This window comes from Novosphingobium sp. fls2-241-R2A-195, from assembly GCF_030209485.1.
Taxonomy (GTDB): domain Bacteria; phylum Pseudomonadota; class Alphaproteobacteria; order Sphingomonadales; family Sphingomonadaceae; genus Novosphingobium; species Novosphingobium resinovorum.
Genome location: NZ_JARVRY010000010.1, coordinates 24,837 through 43,185, shown reverse-complemented (window position 1 = coordinate 43,185; position 18,349 = coordinate 24,837). Strand labels below are relative to the sequence as shown.

Here is an 18,349-nt window from a genome sequence, read left to right as displayed (position 1 = left end):
GGCGAAGCAGCCGGATAGTCTGCAAGGGAGAAGATTACCGTGAACAGCACTCGTCTCTTCATCATGATCGGCATGGTCGCGCTGGCAGCCTGCGGGCAGCAGCACTCGATGGCGGAAGCCTCCACATCTGCGGATGACAGCGAAGCGCCCCCGCCGATGCAGGGCGATGCTGCGAAGAACCCCGACATGACCGAACTCGCCCGGCAGGTCGATGCCGACCACGATGGCCGAATGACGGAAGCGGAGTGGAAGGCGCAGGGCTTGCCCGAAACCTCGTTCAAGGGTTTCGAGAAGGGGCGCGGCTACGTCACGCTGGAAGATTACCAGAAGAACCCCGCACCTCCGGGGATCGATCTGAACGGTGATGGCAAGCTGACGATCGCTGAGTTCAAGGAATTCGACCGCCAGATGGCCGAGAAGATCAAGACCGCCGGCAAGACTGCGGGTGGCAACTGAACCATGACTTCAGGGACGAACGCCCTGCGACGCTTGTGGCACGTCACGGCATGCGGGCTGGCCTTTGCGCTGAGCGTACCGGCGGAGGCGCAATTCTTTCCGCCGGACGATCCGCCGCCGCGCCGGGATTGCCCGGACAGTCTTGCGGCCGATACGCTTGCCGATTGCCTGCTCGCCCAGATGACGCTGGCCGAAAAGGCCCGCTACGTTTCGGGCACCGGGTTTGAATCGAACGGTGTCGCGCGGCTGGGCATCGCGCCGTTCCGGATGAGTGATGGCCCCAAGGGCGTGCGCACCGATGGCTATCCCGCCACCACGGCATTTCCGGGCGGTGTGTCGCTGGCGGCGACCTGGAACCCCGCACTCGTCGCGCGGGCTTCGGCGGCGATGGGTGAGGAGGCGCGCGCACTGGGCGTGTCGGTGCTGCTCGGCCCGGGAATCAACATCCAGCGTTTTCCGCTGGGGGGGCGCAACTTCGAATACTATTCGGAGAATCCGCGCCTTTCGGGGGAAATCGGCACGGCCTGGGTGCGCGGTATCCAGGCGAAGCGCGTGGCGGCGACGCCCAAGCACTTCGCGGTCAACAATCAGGAGACAAATCGCTTCTGGAACAACTCGGTCGTGGACGAGCGCACCATGCGGGAGATCTATTTTCCGCAGTTCGAGCAGGTCGTCCGCGAGGCGCAGCCCTGGACCATCATGTCGTCCTACAACCGCATCAACGGCACTTTCGCGTCGCATGACCGCTGGCTGCTGACGGACGTTCTGCGCCGGGAATGGGGCTTCGACGGGGCCGTCATATCCGACTGGACGGCGCTGCACGACACGGCGGCGGGCATGAATGCGGGCATGGACCTCGAAATGCCCAATACCAAGTATTACGGCCCGTTGCTGGCCGACGCGGTGCAGGTCAAGGAAGTGGACCTCGCGACGCTCGACGAAAGCGTGCGCCGGCTGCTCCGTCTCCAGATGCGGACCGGGACGCTGCGCAAGGCGTTGGTGGCCGATCCTGCATCGCCGCTGCTCGGCAGCCAGGCCCATCTGGACCTCGCGCGTGCGGTTGCTGCGGAAAGCCTGGTGCTGCTGCGCAATGAGGGCGGATTGCTGCCGCTGCGCAAGGATGCGAAGATCGCGTTCATCGGCCCCAATGTCGATCCCACGACCTATCAGGGCGCCGGCAGCTCCGAGGTAACGGCGACCCGGCGCATCTCCGTGCGCGACGGCGTGGTTGCGCTGAGGGGAGAGCAGGGATCGACCTTCACTATCGGATCGGCCAACGACACCGATATTCCGGCTGCCAGCCCTTCGCAATTCGTCACGGCGGGTGGCGAGAGCGGACTGGTGCGGCGCTACTGGTCGAACGCGGCTTTCACAGGCGATCCGCTGGAAACCCGGCGCGACACGGTGCTGTTCGCGATCGGGCCCGAGAACCACGATCCCGCCAACGCGCTCAATCCCCGCGCGGTGAGCTGGGACGGCCGGTTCAGGGCGGTGCAGGCTGGCGAATACCGATTCAACTCGGTCGGATACGGCGCCGTCCGGTTGCTGATCAACGCGAAGGTGGTGCTCGACGGCAGCGAACGGTTCAAGTCCGCCCCGACGACGTTCTTCGGCAATGCCATGCCCGTCTTCGAAGGGCGCGTTGTGCTGGCTCCCGGCCTGCATGATTTCCGCTTCGAGCGCGTCCTTCCGGAAGCGGGAGGAACTGCGCCGGTCAATCTCTTCCGCTTCGGTGTGGAGCCGCCGGTCGGCACGATCGCGGCGGCTGCTCAGGCGGCACGCGAGGCCGATGTCGCGGTGGTCGTCGTCGGCCTGTCGCCGACCGCCGAGACCGAGGGTTCCGACCGCAAGGGGATCGCCCTTCCGGGCGAACAGGATGCTCTGGTCGAAGCCGTCGTCGCCGCCAACCCGCGCACGGTCGTCGTCGTCAATGCCGGCGGGCCGGTGCTGATGCCGTGGGCGGACAAGGTGCCTGCGATCATCGAGGCATGGTATCCGGGGCAGGAAGGCGGCTTCGCTGTTGCCGACGCTCTGTTCGGGCGGGTCAATCCGTCAGGAAAGCTGCCGGTCACGTTCCCGCTGCGGCTGGAGGACAGCCCCGCGTTCCCTTACGCTGCGAACGCCAGGACTGCGTTCTACGGGGACGGCGTCTTCGTCGGCTACCGAGGTTTCGACAAGCGGGCGATGCTGGTGCTGTTCCCGTTCGGTCACGGCCTGTCCTACACGACATTCGCCTTCGCTGACCTTGATGTTCCCGCCACCGCGCCGGTCGGCAATCCGGTTTCGGTTTCGTTCAAGGTCACGAACACGGGTGCGGTGCAGGGGGCTGAGGTGGCGCAGGTCTATGTGCGTCAGATCGCGCCGTCCGAACCGCGTCCGATCCGCGAACTCAAGGGCTTTCGCAGGTCCTGCTCGATCCGGGCAGGAGCACGAACGCGCGTCTCGAACTTACGCCGCGCGATTTCGCCTTCTGGGACGCCGTTGCACATGGCTGGCGGATCGAGCCGGGAGACTACGAGATCGAGGTGGGGAGTTCCTCTCGCGACGTCCGCCTCAAGGCGCGGCTCCGGCTGGAGGGCAACGTGGCTTTGCTTGGGTCTGACGACGCGGCCCTCTGGCGTAAGGAGGCGATGAAGTGATGCTCATGCGGCGCTGGCATCGCTGGCTTGCCTTGCCGGCGGGCGTCTTTCTCTTTCTCGTCGCGCTGACCGGTGTGTTGCTGCATCTCGACATGATGCGGCTGGGGCAGCACCCGCCGGGGCACGAGCCGAGCCGTCCAGTGCCGGTGCAGCCGATGCCCTCGGATGCGGAGCTGGGAAGGATGATTACGCGCATCGCCGATGCGGCGCGGCATCAACCGGGGCTGGGCACCAGGAACCTGCAGGTCGATCTGTCCGGTGATCGGATCACTCTGGTCGCCGGGACCGGGGGGCCTCCGGGGAGTCCGCAGATCAAGCTCGATGCCCGGACTGGCAGGGTGGTCATCGATCCTCCCCGTCCCGCGGATTTCCATTACATTCTGCAGGATCTGCACGCCGGGTACTTCTTCGGCTGGACCGGGCGGATCCTGAGTGTGCTGTGCGGGCTGTCGCTGATCGTCCTGTCCGTCACCGGACTGCAGATGTGGTGGGACATGCGCCGACGTCGCAGGAAACCTGCTCTTTTCTGGAAATGAGTCACAACCCCGATCACCCATGCGCGCAGGGGACGCGCCGAGAACAACTGAAAGGATTGGATATGAAGGCCCGTTATCTGCTGGCGGTCGGAACTGCCGCCGCTTTGTCGCTGACCACCGCCGCGCTTTCCGCCGAGACCGAGCCGCGCATGGACTTCGCGCCGCTCAAGTCCGATGCCGAAGTCGCTAAGGGCCGCCCCGAGCTGTCGCCCGGGCAGCGGGCCGCGGACACGATCGCCATCCAGAACCTGATGAGCCGTCACGAGTTCATGCATGCCGCAGGCCGCAACCTCGAGGAACTGGACAACTACTGGGTGCGCCGCGACGGCAAGTTCGCCGCCACCGCGACGTTCGGCAGCCCGGCCTGGGTCATGTACGGCCTCGATACGATCCGCAACGCCTATGGCCTCAACAGCCAGAAGGATGCGCAGACGGCCCAGGACAAGCTGGCCGCCATCGATCCCAAGGTGACTCCCGATCCCAAGTTCTTCGGAGCCGGCGCGGAATGGGTCATGCACACTTCGACGACGCCGGTGATCGAGATCTCCGGTGACGGCAAGACGGCGCAGGGCGCATGGTATTCGCCGGGCACGGGCGTGATGCCGGTCTATGAGAACGGCAAGATCCACCTCCAGGCGATGCTGTTCTTCGAGAAGTACGGCGGTGATTTCGTGAAGGAGAACGGCGTCTGGAAGATCTGGCACCTGCAGATGGCCTATGACTTCGTGCCCAACCTGCCGGAATCGATGCTGGAGCAGGCCAATGCGCAGTTGGGCGATCTGGCGCTGGGTCGTCCGCTGAAGGCGCTTGGCGGTGAGGCGGGTGAGCGGGCCGGCTTCCCTGAAGGCTTCCGCAAGCCGCTCTACAGCTATCCGGCGTATAGCCCGCAGCGCGCCGCGGTCATCTGGCCTAACCTGCCGCGTCCCTACTACACCTTCAGCGAGACCTTCAACAACTGCAACTGCGAGCAGCAGGTACCGCAGTTCTGAACTGGTGGGGCGCAGGGGTCCCGCCCGGTCGATAGCTGCCTTGCGGCAATATCGATTGGACTTGTTCCCGCCGCGCCCCTCCATTTCCAGTGCGGACCCGCGCGGGTCCGATGAGTATCAGCGCGGGCTATGACCGGCGAAAGGGAGAAGAATGTCTCGACACCATGAGGCCGGGTTCATGACCGGCATATCGCTGCTGCTGCCGATCACGCTCACGACGATGGCGGTGGTGCTGCTCACCCCGATCATCCCGAACCTGATGGCGCAGTTCGAAGGCGTGCCCAATCATGAATACTGGGTGCCGATGATCCTCACGTTCCCCTCGCTGTGCGTGGCGCTGCTGTGCCCGTTCGCGGGGATGCTGGGGGACTACTTCGGCCGTCGTCGCCTGCTGCTGGCCTCGTTCCTGCTCTATGCGGTGGTTGGCGTGGCGCCGGTGTTCCTGAGCGACCTGACCCACATCCTCATCTCGCGCGTCGGCGTGGGCATTGCCGAGGCGCTGATCTACGTCCTCTCGACGACGATGATCGCCGACTATTACAAGGGCGCTTCGCGCGACAAGTGGCTGGCGGCGCAGACCGCGTTCGCCTCGATGTCGGCGCTGCTGTTCTTCAACCTTGGCGGGATCATGGGCGAAAGCGGCTGGCGTACGCCGTTCTGGGCCTATGCCTCGGCGCTGGTAATGTTCGCGCTGGTCTGGAAGTTCACCTGGGAGCCGGCCGGCGAAACCCGTCCTGACGACGAGGCGAACCATGCGCCGCACAACAGTTCGTGGGCGGGTTTTCCCTGGGCGACGATGGCGATGATCGTGGCGATCACTGTCTACGGTTCGGTGTTCTTCTACACCGTGCAGATCCAGGCACCCAGCGGCCTTGCCGAACTGGGCCTGACGAGCCCGGCCGAGCGCGGCTTCCTCACCTCGATCGCTTCGATCGGCGTGCCGCTGGGGACGTTCATTTACTCGCGCATCGGTTCGAAGTGGCCGGTCGGTCGCCTGCTACTGGTCGAATTCGCGCTGCTGTCATTCGGCTTCATGCTGATGGCCAAGGCGGGCACGGTCGTGGGCTTCCTGGCCGGATGCTTCGTCAACCAGATCGGTGCGGGCCTGCTGCTGCCGACGCTGCTGGTGTGGTCGATGTCGATCCTGTCGTTCGAGATCCGCGGGCGCGGCACCGGCTTCTGGCAGTCGGCCTTCGCCTTTGGCCAGTTCCTCTCGCCGGTCGTCGTCACGTTCGCGGGGCAGAAGACGGGCGGATTGCTGGGCGCCTTCATGGTGCTGTCCATAGCTGCACTGGGCGGTGTGGTCATTGCCCTGATCGCCTCGCGCCGCAACGGTGCAGGGCCGGACCGGCGGGCGGTGGCTCATGGGTGATCGCCTCCAGGGGCGCGTCGCCGTCGTGACCGGCGCGGCCAACGGCATCGGCGCGGGCTGCGCGCGCATCTTCCGGCAGGAAGGCGCCACTGTCATCGGCATCGACCGCGAAGGGGCAGACTACGCCTGCGATCTCACCGACGAGGCGGCGACGCAGGCGCTGTTCCGCTGCATCGGCGAGGAACATGGCCGCATCGACGTCCTGCTCAATGCCGCCGCCTTCGCGGTCTTCGCATGGATCGAGGACCTGAGCTACGCCGACTGGAGGCGTACGCTGACGGGTGAACTCGACATCGTGTTCCTTCCCACGCGCGCGGCCTGGCCCTGGCTGAAGGCGAGCGGATCGGCGAGCATCGTCAATTTCGCCTCGGCCAATGCCCGTCATGCGCTGGAGGGGTCGCCGGCCCTGGCGCATTGCGCCGGCAAGGGCGGGGTGCAGGCGATGACCCGGCAGCTGGCGATGGAGGGCGCGCCGCACGGCATTCGTGCGAACACGATCGCGCCCGGCTTCATCCTCACCGCCGCGACCCGTCGGCATATCGAATCCGATCCGGGTTTCGAGCGTCAGGTGCTCGCCAAGAACATGCTCAAGCGGCTCGGCGAGCCGGAGGACATCGCCTGGTGCGCCACATGGCTCGCCAGCGGCGAGGCGCGCTACGTGACCGGAGCGGACATAGCGGTGGATGCCGGCGCCACCGCCTGGTGAAGTGAATGCACAGGTTCCCCGCAGCGGGAACGGCAGGGGCCGGGCGGCCCTGGTGGGGCGTCTGTTCTTGGCCTCCACCGCCAGCGTCGCCCGATCCCTGTTCGGCTGTTCCGGGCAGGCGCGCAGCGGCTTTCTGATCCGGCTGGCTCGATAGGTTCGCTCCCGATTATTCGATTTGTTCTGCGCCGTGCTCCCGTCCTAGCCTCCAGGGTAACGAAGCCGCCACAAGGCGGTAAACATGGAGGGGAAGATGAGGAGCAGGCGCATTGCGCTTATGCTGACGACGGTTCTTTGCGCGCATCCGGCCTATGCCCAGGATGCGACGGATGACCGGAAGGCGCCGTCAGCGAACATACCGGAAATCATCGTCACGGCAGACAAGTTCGCCAAATCGATTCAGGATACACCGATCGCCGTCAGCGTCGTCCAAGGCGACCGGATCGCGGAGAACGGATCGACGAAGATCGACGATGTGCTCAAGAACGAGGCGGCGGTGACGGTGCAGGGCGCGGCGCGCGGCTTCATCGTATCCATCCGTGGCCTTGGCCTGTCGTTGCCGCCACAGATGGGGCAGGGCGCGGTATCCACCAACTATGACGGTGCCTATTCGAGCCGCGCCGAGAACGGCTCGGTCGGCTTTTACGACCTTGCCCGCGTCGAAGTGCTGCGTGGTCCGCAAAGTACGCTTTACGGCCGCAACTCGGTGGGCGGCGTCGTGAACGTCATCTCCAAGGATCCGCAGATCGGCGTGACCGAGGGATACCTGTCGGGTGAGGTCGGCAATTACTCGCTGTTCCACGGCGAAGGTGCGATCAACGTGCCGCTCGGCAAGACGCTGGCGCTGCGCGTTGCCGGGGCGGGCATCACCCGCGACGGCTACATGTCGAACGGGCATGACGACAACAAGTCCTATGCCGGCCGTGCGAAGCTGCTGTGGGAGCCTGGTGACGCGGTGCGCGTCATGCTCGGTATCGAGCATACCGCATTGCGCGGACAGGGGCCGGGGGCGGTGCCGATCGCCAACATCCTTGCCGGCAATCGCGACACGACGGACGTGTCGGTTGGCTTCCAGCGCATAAACTACTGGAAATACTGGGCCGACATCTCAGCGGACATCGGACCGGGCACCCTGCGCCTGATCCCCTCGTATCAGCGGACGTCCGGGGTATCGCTCGGCGCATTCGGCGGCTCGCTCGGCTATGCCTTCGATCCCAAGCTGACCCGGCAGGAACAGGTCGAGGTCCGCTATTCCTCACAGGCCGGATCGCCGGTGGAATGGAACCTTGGGTTCTATCACTACAAGAACCACAATGTGCAGCAGACGATCTCTGGCGCCTGTCAGGATACCGAGGGGAATTACGTGATCCCTGCGCCCGGCTACAATTCGGTGCCCGATGGCCTTCCGCCCGGCCCTGCCCCGGCGGGAGGCTGCATCGCGGCCGATCTTGCACCAGCGGAATCCTACGAGGCCGAAATCCGCAATTCGCAGACCGACGGCATCTTCGGGCAAGTCACCATACCGTTTGGCAGCCGTCTGCGCGCGATCGCGGGCCTGCGCTATACCTGGGAGAAGATCACCGGGGCCAACGACGACAGCACCAACTACACCGGCCCGATCGCGACCATCAAGGACAAGCACTTCGACTACCGCCTCGGTCTGGAAGCGGACATTGCCAGCACGACCAAGGCCTACGCAACCGTTGCCAGCGGCTATCGCCAGGGCGGCTACGGCTTCGGCCTCGTACCGTTCGAACCGGAGAAGATGACCTCCTACGAAGTAGGTCTGAAGAACCGCTTCGAGGGTGGCAACATGCAACTGAACCTCACCGGATTCTATTATGACTACAAGAGCTTCCAGCTGACCATCGCCAACTTCGCGGTAAGTCCCGCGCAGCTCTATGTGCCGACTATGCCGGCGCGGGAGTATGGCGTGGAGGCGGAAACGCAGATCGCCGTGGGTTCTCGTGGGCGCTTCAACGGCTCGGTTACGTGGCTGGACTCCCGGCTCGATGGCATCGACGGCTTCTATGTCGGCCTGCCGTTCCCGAACAGCCCGACCTGGTCGGTCAAGCTGGGCTACGAGCAGGGCTTCGACCTTGGCGGTGTTGTGCTCACCCCGCGCGGCGACCTGCGCTTCGCGTCTAGTTCGATCGTCTACCCCGAAGACCACGCGATCAACGACCGCGATCCATCGGCGCAGAACGACTGGGTCTCGGGCGACATTTCGATCAGGGCCGAGTTCGGCGGGGCCTTCTCGCTCGTCGCCTACGTCAAGAACGTCAACGATGCGATGATCAAGCAGTCGCACTTCTTCGGCTACGCCCAGCTTGCCGCTCCGCGCACTTACGGAATGACTGCCACGTATCGCTTCTGATCCCGGCGCGCACGGGCCGCGCGTCCAGCGCCGAGCCGTGCGCTGCCCTGTCATGTTCGGGAGAAGTCCATGTCCTCGAAGTACCTCAAGTATGCGGCTTGTCTTGCCGTCTCGATCCCGGCGATCGCTGCCGCCCAGCCTGCCCCGCCTCCGGGCGGCCCGCCCGGTGGAATGCCCGCGATGCCGTCGATGGCGGAGACAAAGTATGATGCGACCGTCGAGATCGTCGACGGGCGCCTCGTCCCGTCCACCGTAGCGGTTCAGGCGGCCTCCCTTTCCGGATCCGCCGCGAAGGGCCTGCGGATCCTTTCCAGCAAGGAAGGCGTCAATGCGCTGATCGTGCGCGGCCCGGCCAGCGACTTCACGCTGACCGATCCCGCGATCGTGCTTTCCGGAGCCGGGACCAACGATTTCCTTGGCACCGGAGCGGGTATCCTCGTGCGAGACAAGGCCAGGTTCACGCTTCGCGGCGGCAGCGTCGAGACGTCCGCGCGGATTTCTCCCGCACTCGTCGCGGCCGAGGGGGCGACGGTAAAGGTTCACGATGCCCGCCTTGTCGCGAACGGTGGTCCGCTGCCGCCGGGCTACGTGCCGCGCATCGGGCCGGGGATGATGCAGCCGCCCGCGCCACTCGGCCTCGAGGGCACGGCGCGCGCGGTGCTGGCGATGAGCAATTCGCGCACATACCTCTACAATACGCGGATCGAGGCGCAGGGCTGGGGTGCGCTTTCCACCGATGCCACCGGCGGCGATCTCTACCTCGAGGCGAACGACTGCACGGTGCTGGTCACCGGCAAGGGTTATGGTGCCTATGCCGATTTCGGGGCCCATGTCGTCCTCAATCGCACCAGCGTGGACGTGGGGAGCGATCTCGGGATTATCGCGGGCAAGGCCCGGATCGATCTCAACACGGTCAGGGGCAAGGCCGGACGCAGCGGCGTGATGATCCATTCGGTCATGGCCTTCGATCCGGCCGAGACAGCTGACCTTACCGTCACCGACAGCACGATCGAGACACAGGGGCCGGTCCTGCTGGTCAAGAGCGCCAATGCGAACATCACCGTCACCGGAGGCGCGCTGAAGAGCGCATCGGGCGTGCTCATGGACGTGCGACGCAACGACGATCCCAATGCGACGAAGACCGGCGGCAAGCCTGTCCCCGGTGTGACCCTGACGCTGAAGAGCGCGAAGCTCACCGGCGATGTTCTCGACAGCGATCCCGATCGCGCGACGACGCTGGTCCTCGACGGTGCGAGCCTGGAGGGCTCCTTGCGAGACGTGGTGCTGAAGGCGGATGCGACCGGACATTGGCGTGCGCGGAGCGACAGCACTGTCTTCCTCGCGCCCGGGACACCGCTTTCGGTCATCGACGCGCCCGCCGGGGTGACCGTCACCGTCACCGGCGGCACAAACGGTCGCGGCACGGTGCTGCCGAGCGGCGGCAAGCTGACTTTCTCCCGATGATCCCTTCCACTGAGGAGCGAATCCGATGAAATTTCCCGCCTTGCTGTTGCTCGCCTGCACCGCGCTTTCCGCGCCTGCGTGGGCGCAGGATGCCTCCGGCATCATCTCTGGCACACAGACGTCCAGCACTCTCGATATTGCTTCGGGCGCATTGCCGAAGGCACCCGACGGCAAGCTGCTCACGCTTACGGTCGATGGCGTGGAGACCCCGCTTGCACCCGGTCGCTATCGTGGCGACGTCGCGCTGACCGTGACGGATGACATTCCGGTGCAGTATCACGAATTGCCCCTGCATCACTTCCGCACGGCCCTTTACGTCGAGCACGGCGCGCCGGTCTGGTCGAAATCGGTCAGGGCGGCGCTCGGGGGCGGTACGGTCGCGGCAGGGCGCGCGGAGAACCTCCTGATCCGTTCGATGGGCGAAAGGTTCAACGGTGTGCTGGTCACGGGCACCGGAGACTATGTGCTCGACCGTCCGGTGATCGACATGGTCGGCAATGGCGGCAACGATTTCGCAGGGTTCGGTGCGGCTATCATGGCCACGGGCAAGGCCCAGCTCACGCTCGATCGGCCGGTCATCCGCACGCGCGGTGCGATCCGCACCGCGCTGTTCGTCGGCGGCGACGCGGTGGTCCACGTCAACGGCGCCGAGATCGAGACGTTCAACGGCACCCTTCCGGCCGATTACAAGTTTACCGTCGATGTCGGCCGCATGATGGAAGTGCCCTGGATGCTCGGGCTGGCGGGCAACGTTCGGTCCAGCAATCTTGTCGATCGCGGTACGCTCTACATCACGGATTCGCACATACGCTCCGAAGGCTGGGGCGCTCTGTCGACAGACGACAACCAGCATGTGCGCATGTTCGTGAAGAACTCGCTGATCGAGCTGACCGAAGGTGGGTACGGCACCTATTCCATCGGCGATTCCGTCAACGTGTTCGAGAATTCGATCATCCGCTCGCCCGACATCGGCGGCATCATGGCGGCGCAGGGATCGCTGACACTGACCGACCGCACGCTGGTAGAGGCCGGTACATACGGAGTGATGATGCACTCAGGTGCCGGTGGCGGCACGCTGACCATCGACAAGGGCACGCAACTACGGGCGGGGCGTGCGGCGATCGAGGTCAAGGGTATCGGCACGACCATCAAGGTCGATGGCGCCACCATCACCAGCGGCAATCGCGTAATTCTTCAGGCCATGGAGAATGACGATCCCTTCCTCCAGGCCCTGATGCGCGGCGAGATTCCGGAGGGGATGGGAGCGCCTCCTCCGGGCATGGGTGCAGACGGCGGCGCCGCTGACAAGAAGGGGCCGACACCGAACCCTGCCGTTGTCGCGACATTCAGCAACGTCGATCTCGAAGGCGACTTCTGGAACGGCCGAATGGCGCAGGGCGGCATGGAACTGACGTTCGATAATGCGCGGGTAAGCGGCAGGATCTCTACCTCGACCACCGCCCCTGCCACGGGCAAGGCCCCCGTCCGCGCAACCTATCGCGAGATCGGTGACGTCACCAACACCGCAGTTCCGGCAAGCAAGCCGAACGCCATGGTCGTCCGGCTGGGAGGGGCAACGCGATGGACGGTTACGGGGACCAGCTGTCTCAGCAGTCTGACGATTGCGCCCGGCGCAAGCATCGAAGGGAGCGCCGGGGCGGTCGTAATGACCGTCAACGGCAGGCAGCGTCCGATCCGGCCCGGCACTTACACCGGGCGCGTGACGCTGTCCGTGCAATAGTCCCGAACTCCGCTTCGCGTGGCGATCCGGCGAGCAATCGCGGGCCGGTCGCCGCGCGTTGCATGCTTACCCGACTTTGACTGGCCGCGTGCTGCCGCGCACCACGAGGGCGCCCTCCGCGATGATCTGTTCGTGGCTGTCGGGCTCGGCCCTGAGCGCCTGGATCAGGCGCAGCGTTTCGGCGACCATGAACGGCGCGGGCTGGGAGTAGCTCGTCAGCGCGAAACCCGGCCACGCGGCCATGGGCACGTCGTCGAAGCCGGCGATGGAGATGTCCCGCCCCACGTCGAGCCCGAATTCGTGGCGTGCGACGGTGATCGCGGCAAGAGCCATCGTATCGTTGGCGCAGAAGATCGCGTCGGGCGGGTCGACCCGATGGAGCAGCCGCCGCGTGGCCGCCATGCTTTCCTCGGCAGTGTAGTGACCGCATTCGAACAGCGGCGTGTCGGCACCGCGCTCGGCAAGGAGGTCGAAGAAGCCCGCCTGCCGCTCGGCGCTGGTCGAGGATTCCGGTGTCCCGGCAATGAAGGCCAGCCGCTGGTGGCCTCCTGCCAGCAAGTGCGCCGCGATTGTGCGAGCGCCGCGCAGGTTGTCTCCCACCACGAAGGAGGCATCGCTCGCAGTGGTTCGCCGGTTGTAGTGGATTACCGGAACCTGCGCGCGGCGGCATTGTTCGGCCAGTCGCGACGACGGGCTCACCGATAGCAGCACGAGTGCATCGAGGCGGTAATGAAGGACGTCGTGGATCGATGGCTCAGGCGGTTCGGCTTGCCGTGCCGGAAACAGCATCATCTGCAGCCCGGCGCCATCAAGCGCGGCGGACAGCAGTTGCAGCGTCTGGACGAAGAACGGGTTGGCCAGGTCGCCGACACCGATGCCGATGATGTTCGAGCGTCCGTGCATCAGCGAACGTGCGAGTGGATTGGGCCGGTAGCCCAGCTTCTCGGCAGCGGCGACGATCCGCTGGCGCGTCGGTGCCGCGATGCTGGCCCCCGGCGTGAACGCGCGGGAGACCGCCGACTGCGATACGCCCGCTTCTCGAGCGACGTCGAAGGCGGTCACGGCTTCCTTGGGGCTGGGCATGGCACCTGCTTAGGCGTGGGGCATGGCCTTGGTCAACGTCGCTTCATTGTCCGGTTGATGCGGACAGGGATCGATATTGTGCATATATATGCATCTTTTAAATTCAGATATACAGGAGATGAAATCGTTCATTGATAAATTGAAATGCAAACTATGACTATGTATGCAATCAGTTCCGGGGCTTGATGAGTCCTATGGTTAGGGGGTGAAGAGACCCTCGGACGGGAGTTGAACGAATGGCGATCTATCTTAAGCGTGGTGCGACTGCACAGGCCAAGGCCGATGCCGACCGGAAGGTCCGTGACATTGTCGAGGCGGCGCTGGCCGACATCGAGGCCCGCGGCGACGTGGCCGTGCGCGAGATGAGCAACAAGTTCGATGGTTGGGATCGTGAAGACTACCGCCTGAGTCAGGCAGAGATCGATGCCTGCGTCGAATCGCTCGCTCCGCAAGAACGCAAGGACATCGAGTTCGCGCAGGCCCAGGTCCGCAATTTCGCGCAAATCCAGCGCGACAGCATGAAGGACGTCGAGGTCGAGACCCTGCCCGGTGTCGTGCTCGGTCACAAGAACCTGCCACTCAATTCCGCAGGCTGCTACGTGCCGGGCGGCAAGTACCCGCTGCTGGCCAGTGCGCACATGTCGGTCATCACCGCGAAAGTCGCCGGCGTGAAGCGTGTCATCACTTGCGCGCCGCCGTTCCAGGGCAAGCCTGCACGCGCGATCGTGGCCGCGCAGGCGATGGCAGGCGCTGACGCGATCTATGCGCTGGGTGGAATCCAGGCGGTTGGCGCGATGGCGCTGGGTACAGGGACGATCGACCCAGTCGATATCCTCGTCGGCCCGGGCAACGCCTTCGTGGCCGAAGCCAAGCGCCAGCTCTACGGCCGCGTCGGCATCGATCTCTTCGCCGGCCCCACCGAGACCCTCGTGATCGCCGACGAGATCGGGTGCGATGGTGAAATGGCGGCGACCGACCTGCTCGGCCAGGCCGAACATGGCCCCGACAGCCCGGCGGTGCTCATCACCAATTCCGAGAAGCTGGCGCGCGAAACGATGCAATGGGTCGAGCGGCTTCTGGAAATCCTGCCCACCGCCGATTACGCGCGCAAGGCCTGGGAGACTTTCGGCGAAGTTATCGTCTGCGAAAGCTACGAGGAAATGGTGCGCGTCGCCGACGAGATCGCATCGGAGCACGTCCAGGTCATGACCGCCGATCCGGACTACTTCCTCGACAACATGACCAACTACGGAGCGCTGTTCCTGGGCAATCGTACCAATGTCAGCTTCGGGGACAAGGTGATCGGCACCAATCACACGCTGCCGACGAAGAAGGCGGCGCGCTATACTGGTGGTCTGTGGGTGGGCAAGTTCATCAAGACCTGCACGTATCAACGAGTAACCACCGACGAGGCGTCAGCACTTATCGGCGAGTACTGCAGCCGCCTTTGCGCACTTGAGGGCTTCGCCGGGCATGGTGAGCAGGCTAACATCCGCGTACGCCGCTTTGGCGGGCGCAACGTGCCGTATGCCGGGCAGGCCGAGCCGACGCCTGAAACGGCAGCCTGAACAGGCAAGAACGGGGTGGACAGGGCGGCGTGGGCCGTCTCTGTTCGCCTTGCGTGCTGTAAACGTGCTGATTTCAAGATAAAAGGACGATGCGATGACCCTGCCCAAGACTCCCAGCCTGCGCCTTGATGGGCGCCGTGCCGTCGTCACCGGGGCGGGCAGGGGTATCGGCCTCGCCGCCGCGGCGGCGCTGGCGGAGGCCGGGGCGGAAGTCACCCTCGTTGCTCGTACCGGGGCTGAGATCGAGGCGGCAGCGGCCGAGATCGTGGAGCAGGGAGGCAAGGCGTTTGCCGCTACGCTCGATGTCTCCGACCTCGATGCCGTGGCAGCCTTCTTCGAAGCGCGCGAAGCATTCCACATACTCGTCAACAATGCCGGCACCAATCGCCCCATGCCGCTCTGGGATGTTACCGAGGATGATTACGACGCGGTGCTCGACCTCAATGTGAAGAGTGCCTTCTTCGTGGCTCAGGCCTGTGCCAAGCGCCTTATCACGACGGGCGAGGGCGGAAGCCTGATACACATGGGCTCGCAGATGGGCCACGTCGGCGGGCCGAACCGCTCGCTCTACTGCGCCAGCAAGTGGGCAATGGAAGGCATGAGCAAGGCTATGGCGCTGGACCTTGCTGGCCACGGGATCCGTTCCAACACGATCGCGCCGACTTTCATCGAGACACCGCTGACCCGGCCGTTTTTTGAGGACGCGGCGTTCAAGGCCAGTGTCCTTGCCAAGATCAAGCTGGGGCGCCTTGGCACGGTCGAGGATCTCATGGGTGCAATTCTGTTCCTCGCCTCGGATGCCTCGTTGCTGATGACAGGGACCAGCATGCTTGTAGATGGAGGGTGGACCGCCGATTGATGGGACATTCTGCTCGGTCCGGTTCAGAGCGCACAGCTCACGAAAGCAGACGCTCCGGGCATACAGCTTCCAGCAGTCCTTTGGCGGCAATGCGCCAAATAGCCGCCGTTCGTCACCCCGAGCCTTTGCTGCCTCAGCGGACGTCCCCCGGACGAATAATCATGACTCGATGCTGTCGTGTTATGATTCGGTCCCGCATCGCCAGTGACGGTACAGGGCGCCGGTGCCGGCGAGGTATCGGAGAGTGGGCCTCGCCAGAGGATGACCGTGAAGCGGGGAGCGCTTTCTTCTGGCTAAATGAACATCTGCTCCGGTAAGCACTCGAAAGGAGAACCGACCGACCGTGACTGCCGAAACCGACACTCTTGTAAAACCCGACATGACGGCGGTGCTGGAGCGCACTCATGTCAGCAAGGATCTCCACGGCTTCCTGCTTCCGACGCTTGAGGCGGTGTCAAACGCCATGCACGGGATCGAGACGCGCTTCGGCGAAGATGCTCGCAAACACGGCACGATTGAGATCGCTATATCCGGCATCAACGATCCGCGGCACCTCATGATCTCGGTTACCGACAACGGCATCGGTCTCGATGATAGCAATTACACCTCTTTCAAGACACCATTCTCCGGCCACAAGCTCCGCCAGAACGGTCGTGGTTTTGGCCGTTTCATCGCCTTCAAAGTCTTCAATCGCATCCTCTATTCGAGCCGCTTTGAAGCGCTGCCAGTGCCGGATAAACGCACCTTTCGCTTCGACATTCATCAGAAGAACGAGCTCATCTATCACGATGGGGAACCTGATTTCGCCCATCTCGGCCTCCGCGTCGACTACGACGAGCCTCGTCCGGAATGGCACGAATTGATCGCGACGCTCGATCAGAGCGACATTGCTGATCACATTGGCAGCCATTTTCTACCGCACTTCCTCTACCGCTGGCTGCCTGAGATCACCATCCGGTTCGATGGCGCCGCGCCGAGTAGCATCACAGCACACTTCAAGAACGTGTTCGTCCAGTCAGACGCCGGCTCATTTGACGTCCAGATCGATGGCAAAGCGGAGCGCATCGACTATTCGCTGACAAAGGTTCCGCGAACCCGGTCCTTTAAAAACCACAGTCTGCTGTTCGCTGCCGGCGATCGCATCGTGGGCAATCCGCGCGACCTCACCAATCTGCTCGGTCAGCCGGCTTTCTTCGACGACAATAACCAAGCCTACATCGTGATCGCCGTCGTTCGGTCGAGTGCATTCGAGACCCGCCTCAATGATGCACGGACCGGCATAAACATTACCCCCGCTGCCGTTGAAGAGATCGTTAGCGCGGTCGGCGATATCATCCAGAAGACTGAGAACAGCCAAATCGCGAAAATTAAAGCGACGCAATCCCGGGATCTGGAAGGCGCGCTTCAAGAGAATCCGATCCTACGCATTGGTCTCAAAGGCCAATCCATCTCGTCCTACGTGGCGGGGAAGCCCAATAACTGGAAAGCTCAGGACTTCGTCTCGAACCTGGCTATCGAGCGCTACCGTGTCTCGCGAGACCTATCTAAAGCGATCACCAGCGCGGCGAACAATCCTGACGACTACATGGCCAATATCAAGGACATCGTCGACAAAATCGACGCGTCGAACAAGGAAGCGCTCGCTGAATATGTCGTTCACCGCAAAAAGGTGATCGAACTTATCGAAGCCGCCCGCAAGTACGGCACGACCGGTACGCATGCGCCCGAGGACACGATCCACGATCTTGTCTTTCATCGGTTCTCTGACAGCGTCGATACCGACTATTTCGAGCACAATCTCTGGCTAATCGACGATGCCTTGGCGTTCCTCCCGTACATCTCAAGTGACCGGGCGATGCACGGCAAGGGCCGCAAGAAGGGAGACAAGATCGCTGACCTCGCCTTCTTCGACGATGCCTTGTCCTTGGAGACAACGACGGTACCACGATCACGATCGTTGAGTTCAAGCGGCCAAGCCGCGACGATTATCGGTTTGGAGACGTGAAGCACGATCCGGTCATGCAGGTCATTGAGACACTCAAGGGCGCCACGGCGACGGGTGGAATCGCAAAGACGGATGGTTCGCATTTTGCCTTTCGGGGCGTGGTTCGTCGCTTCGGCTACATCGTCGCCGACCTAAAGCCATCGCTTGAGACCGTCCTGCGGAACCACGATTTCAAGAACGATTGGAATCCTGACATCTACGTCCGTTATCGCGACAACGAGCAGATCTTCATCCAGGCGATGGGGTACGACACACTTATCGCGCACGCCAAAAAGCGCAATCAGGCCTTTTTCAGCGTCTTGTTCGGCGAATAGCGCTTCGGGGCGTGTTGCTTGCAACTCTGGCAGGAATGGTCCCGTCAAACAGAGAACGGCGATGGTATGGGACAATCCCGTCACTACCAGTGGCCTCAACCAACGACAGCTTCCGTCAGTATCAGTCATTCGCCGCTCAGTCATACCGACGGCCGATTATGAGCAAGGCTGGCCTATTGACGGCGGAAAGTTTTTCGGAGGCCAATTGTGGCGGGTGCCCTCAATGCCCGTGTCGCACTCTAC

At 63.8% G+C, this 18,349-nt stretch carries 13 protein-coding genes and 1 pseudogene; 13 read left to right on the top strand and 1 reads right to left on the bottom strand.

The features are described from left to right. Positions 1-39: 39 nt before the first annotated feature. The 9 genes and pseudogenes from QRN25_RS09180 to QRN25_RS09140 all read left to right on the top strand — a co-directional run bounded on the left by QRN25_RS09180 (position 40) and on the right by QRN25_RS09140 (position 12,277). Positions 40-456 (top strand): EF-hand domain-containing protein, encoded by a 417-nt coding sequence (locus QRN25_RS09180; protein ID WP_285018976.1) that lies wholly within the window; start codon positions 40-42, stop codon positions 454-456. Between the two features lie 3 nt (positions 457-459). After that, a pseudogene (locus QRN25_RS09175) lies at positions 460-3,095 on the top strand (glycoside hydrolase family 3 C-terminal domain-containing protein). Next, complete coding sequence (locus QRN25_RS09170; protein ID WP_285018971.1) at positions 3,095-3,631, top strand: PepSY domain-containing protein; 537 nt, start codon at positions 3,095-3,097, stop codon at positions 3,629-3,631. Before QRN25_RS09175 ends, QRN25_RS09170 begins: the two are co-directional and overlap by 1 nt. 62 nt (positions 3,632-3,693) lie before the next feature. Further along, complete coding sequence (locus tag QRN25_RS09165; RefSeq protein ID WP_285018969.1) at positions 3,694-4,620, top strand: nuclear transport factor 2 family protein; 927 nt, start codon at positions 3,694-3,696, stop codon at positions 4,618-4,620. A 178-nt stretch (positions 4,621-4,798) separates the two neighbouring features. After that, positions 4,799-5,992, top strand: a complete 1,194-nt coding sequence (locus QRN25_RS09160; RefSeq protein WP_285018967.1) for an MFS transporter — start codon at positions 4,799-4,801, stop codon at positions 5,990-5,992. After that, a complete protein-coding gene (locus QRN25_RS09155) occupies positions 5,985-6,698 on the top strand; it encodes an SDR family NAD(P)-dependent oxidoreductase (RefSeq protein ID WP_285018964.1) in 714 nt (237 codons plus the stop codon). Before QRN25_RS09160 ends, QRN25_RS09155 begins: the two co-directional genes overlap by 8 nt. Before the next feature lie 250 nt (positions 6,699-6,948). After that, positions 6,949-9,072, top strand: a complete 2,124-nt coding sequence (locus QRN25_RS09150) for a TonB-dependent receptor (protein WP_285018962.1) — start codon at positions 6,949-6,951, stop codon at positions 9,070-9,072. Between the two features lie 69 nt (positions 9,073-9,141). Beyond that, positions 9,142-10,536, top strand: coding sequence for a hypothetical protein (locus QRN25_RS09145; protein WP_285018960.1), 1,395 nt, complete (start codon positions 9,142-9,144; stop codon positions 10,534-10,536). A gap of 25 nt (positions 10,537-10,561) precedes the next feature. Next, the gene (locus QRN25_RS09140) at positions 10,562-12,277 is read left to right on the top strand and encodes a hypothetical protein (protein ID WP_285018957.1); all 1,716 of its coding nucleotides are present in this window, start codon (positions 10,562-10,564) and stop codon (positions 12,275-12,277) included. 66 nt (positions 12,278-12,343) lie between these two features. Here QRN25_RS09140 and QRN25_RS09135 read toward each other — a convergent pair whose 3' ends face one another. Next, positions 12,344-13,360 (bottom strand): LacI family DNA-binding transcriptional regulator, encoded by a 1,017-nt coding sequence (locus tag QRN25_RS09135; protein WP_285018954.1) that lies wholly within the window; start codon positions 13,358-13,360, stop codon positions 12,344-12,346. Positions 13,361-13,596: 236 nt separating this feature from the next. On the opposite strand from QRN25_RS09135, the gene hisD reads away from it, so the two are divergent. The 4 genes from hisD (at position 13,597) to QRN25_RS09115 (ending at position 18,106) form a co-directional block, all read left to right on the top strand. Further along, on the top strand, positions 13,597-14,928 hold the full coding sequence (gene hisD, locus QRN25_RS09130; protein WP_285018952.1) for a histidinol dehydrogenase: 1,332 nt from the start codon (positions 13,597-13,599) through the stop codon (positions 14,926-14,928). 94 nt (positions 14,929-15,022) lie between these two features. Then, positions 15,023-15,787, top strand: a complete 765-nt coding sequence (locus QRN25_RS09125; protein ID WP_285018949.1) for an SDR family NAD(P)-dependent oxidoreductase — start codon at positions 15,023-15,025, stop codon at positions 15,785-15,787. Between the two features lie 343 nt (positions 15,788-16,130). Continuing rightward, positions 16,131-17,792: an ATP-binding protein gene (locus QRN25_RS09120; protein ID WP_285018947.1), complete on the top strand. Its 1,662-nt coding sequence runs from the start codon at positions 16,131-16,133 to the stop codon at positions 17,790-17,792. Then, entirely contained in the window at positions 17,789-18,106 is a 318-nt protein-coding gene (locus tag QRN25_RS09115; protein WP_285018946.1) for a hypothetical protein, read from the top strand. The genes QRN25_RS09120 and QRN25_RS09115 overlap by 4 nt, the downstream gene beginning before the upstream one ends. The last annotated feature ends 243 nt before the right edge of the window (positions 18,107-18,349 follow it).

Excerpts from the sequence above, each read along its gene's own strand:
- QRN25_RS09170 (WP_285018971.1), top strand. The coding sequence starts at position 3,095 with ATGCTCATGCGGCGCTGGCATCGCTGGCTTGCCTTGCCGGCGGGCGTC.
- QRN25_RS09155 (WP_285018964.1), top strand. The coding sequence starts at position 5,985 with ATGGGTGATCGCCTCCAGGGGCGCGTCGCCGTCGTGACCGGCGCGGCC.
- QRN25_RS09145 (WP_285018960.1), top strand. The coding sequence starts at position 9,142 with ATGTCCTCGAAGTACCTCAAGTATGCGGCTTGTCTTGCCGTCTCGATC.
- QRN25_RS09125 (WP_285018949.1), top strand. The coding sequence starts at position 15,023 with ATGACCCTGCCCAAGACTCCCAGCCTGCGCCTTGATGGGCGCCGTGCC.
- hisD (WP_285018952.1), top strand. The coding sequence starts at position 13,597 with ATGGCGATCTATCTTAAGCGTGGTGCGACTGCACAGGCCAAGGCCGAT.
- QRN25_RS09135 (WP_285018954.1), bottom strand. The coding sequence starts at position 13,360 with ATGCCCAGCCCCAAGGAAGCCGTGACCGCCTTCGACGTCGCTCGAGAA.
- QRN25_RS09140 (WP_285018957.1), top strand. The coding sequence starts at position 10,562 with ATGAAATTTCCCGCCTTGCTGTTGCTCGCCTGCACCGCGCTTTCCGCG.
- QRN25_RS09160 (WP_285018967.1), top strand. The coding sequence starts at position 4,799 with ATGACCGGCATATCGCTGCTGCTGCCGATCACGCTCACGACGATGGCG.
- QRN25_RS09165 (WP_285018969.1), top strand. The coding sequence starts at position 3,694 with ATGAAGGCCCGTTATCTGCTGGCGGTCGGAACTGCCGCCGCTTTGTCG.
- QRN25_RS09150 (WP_285018962.1), top strand. The coding sequence starts at position 6,949 with ATGAGGAGCAGGCGCATTGCGCTTATGCTGACGACGGTTCTTTGCGCG.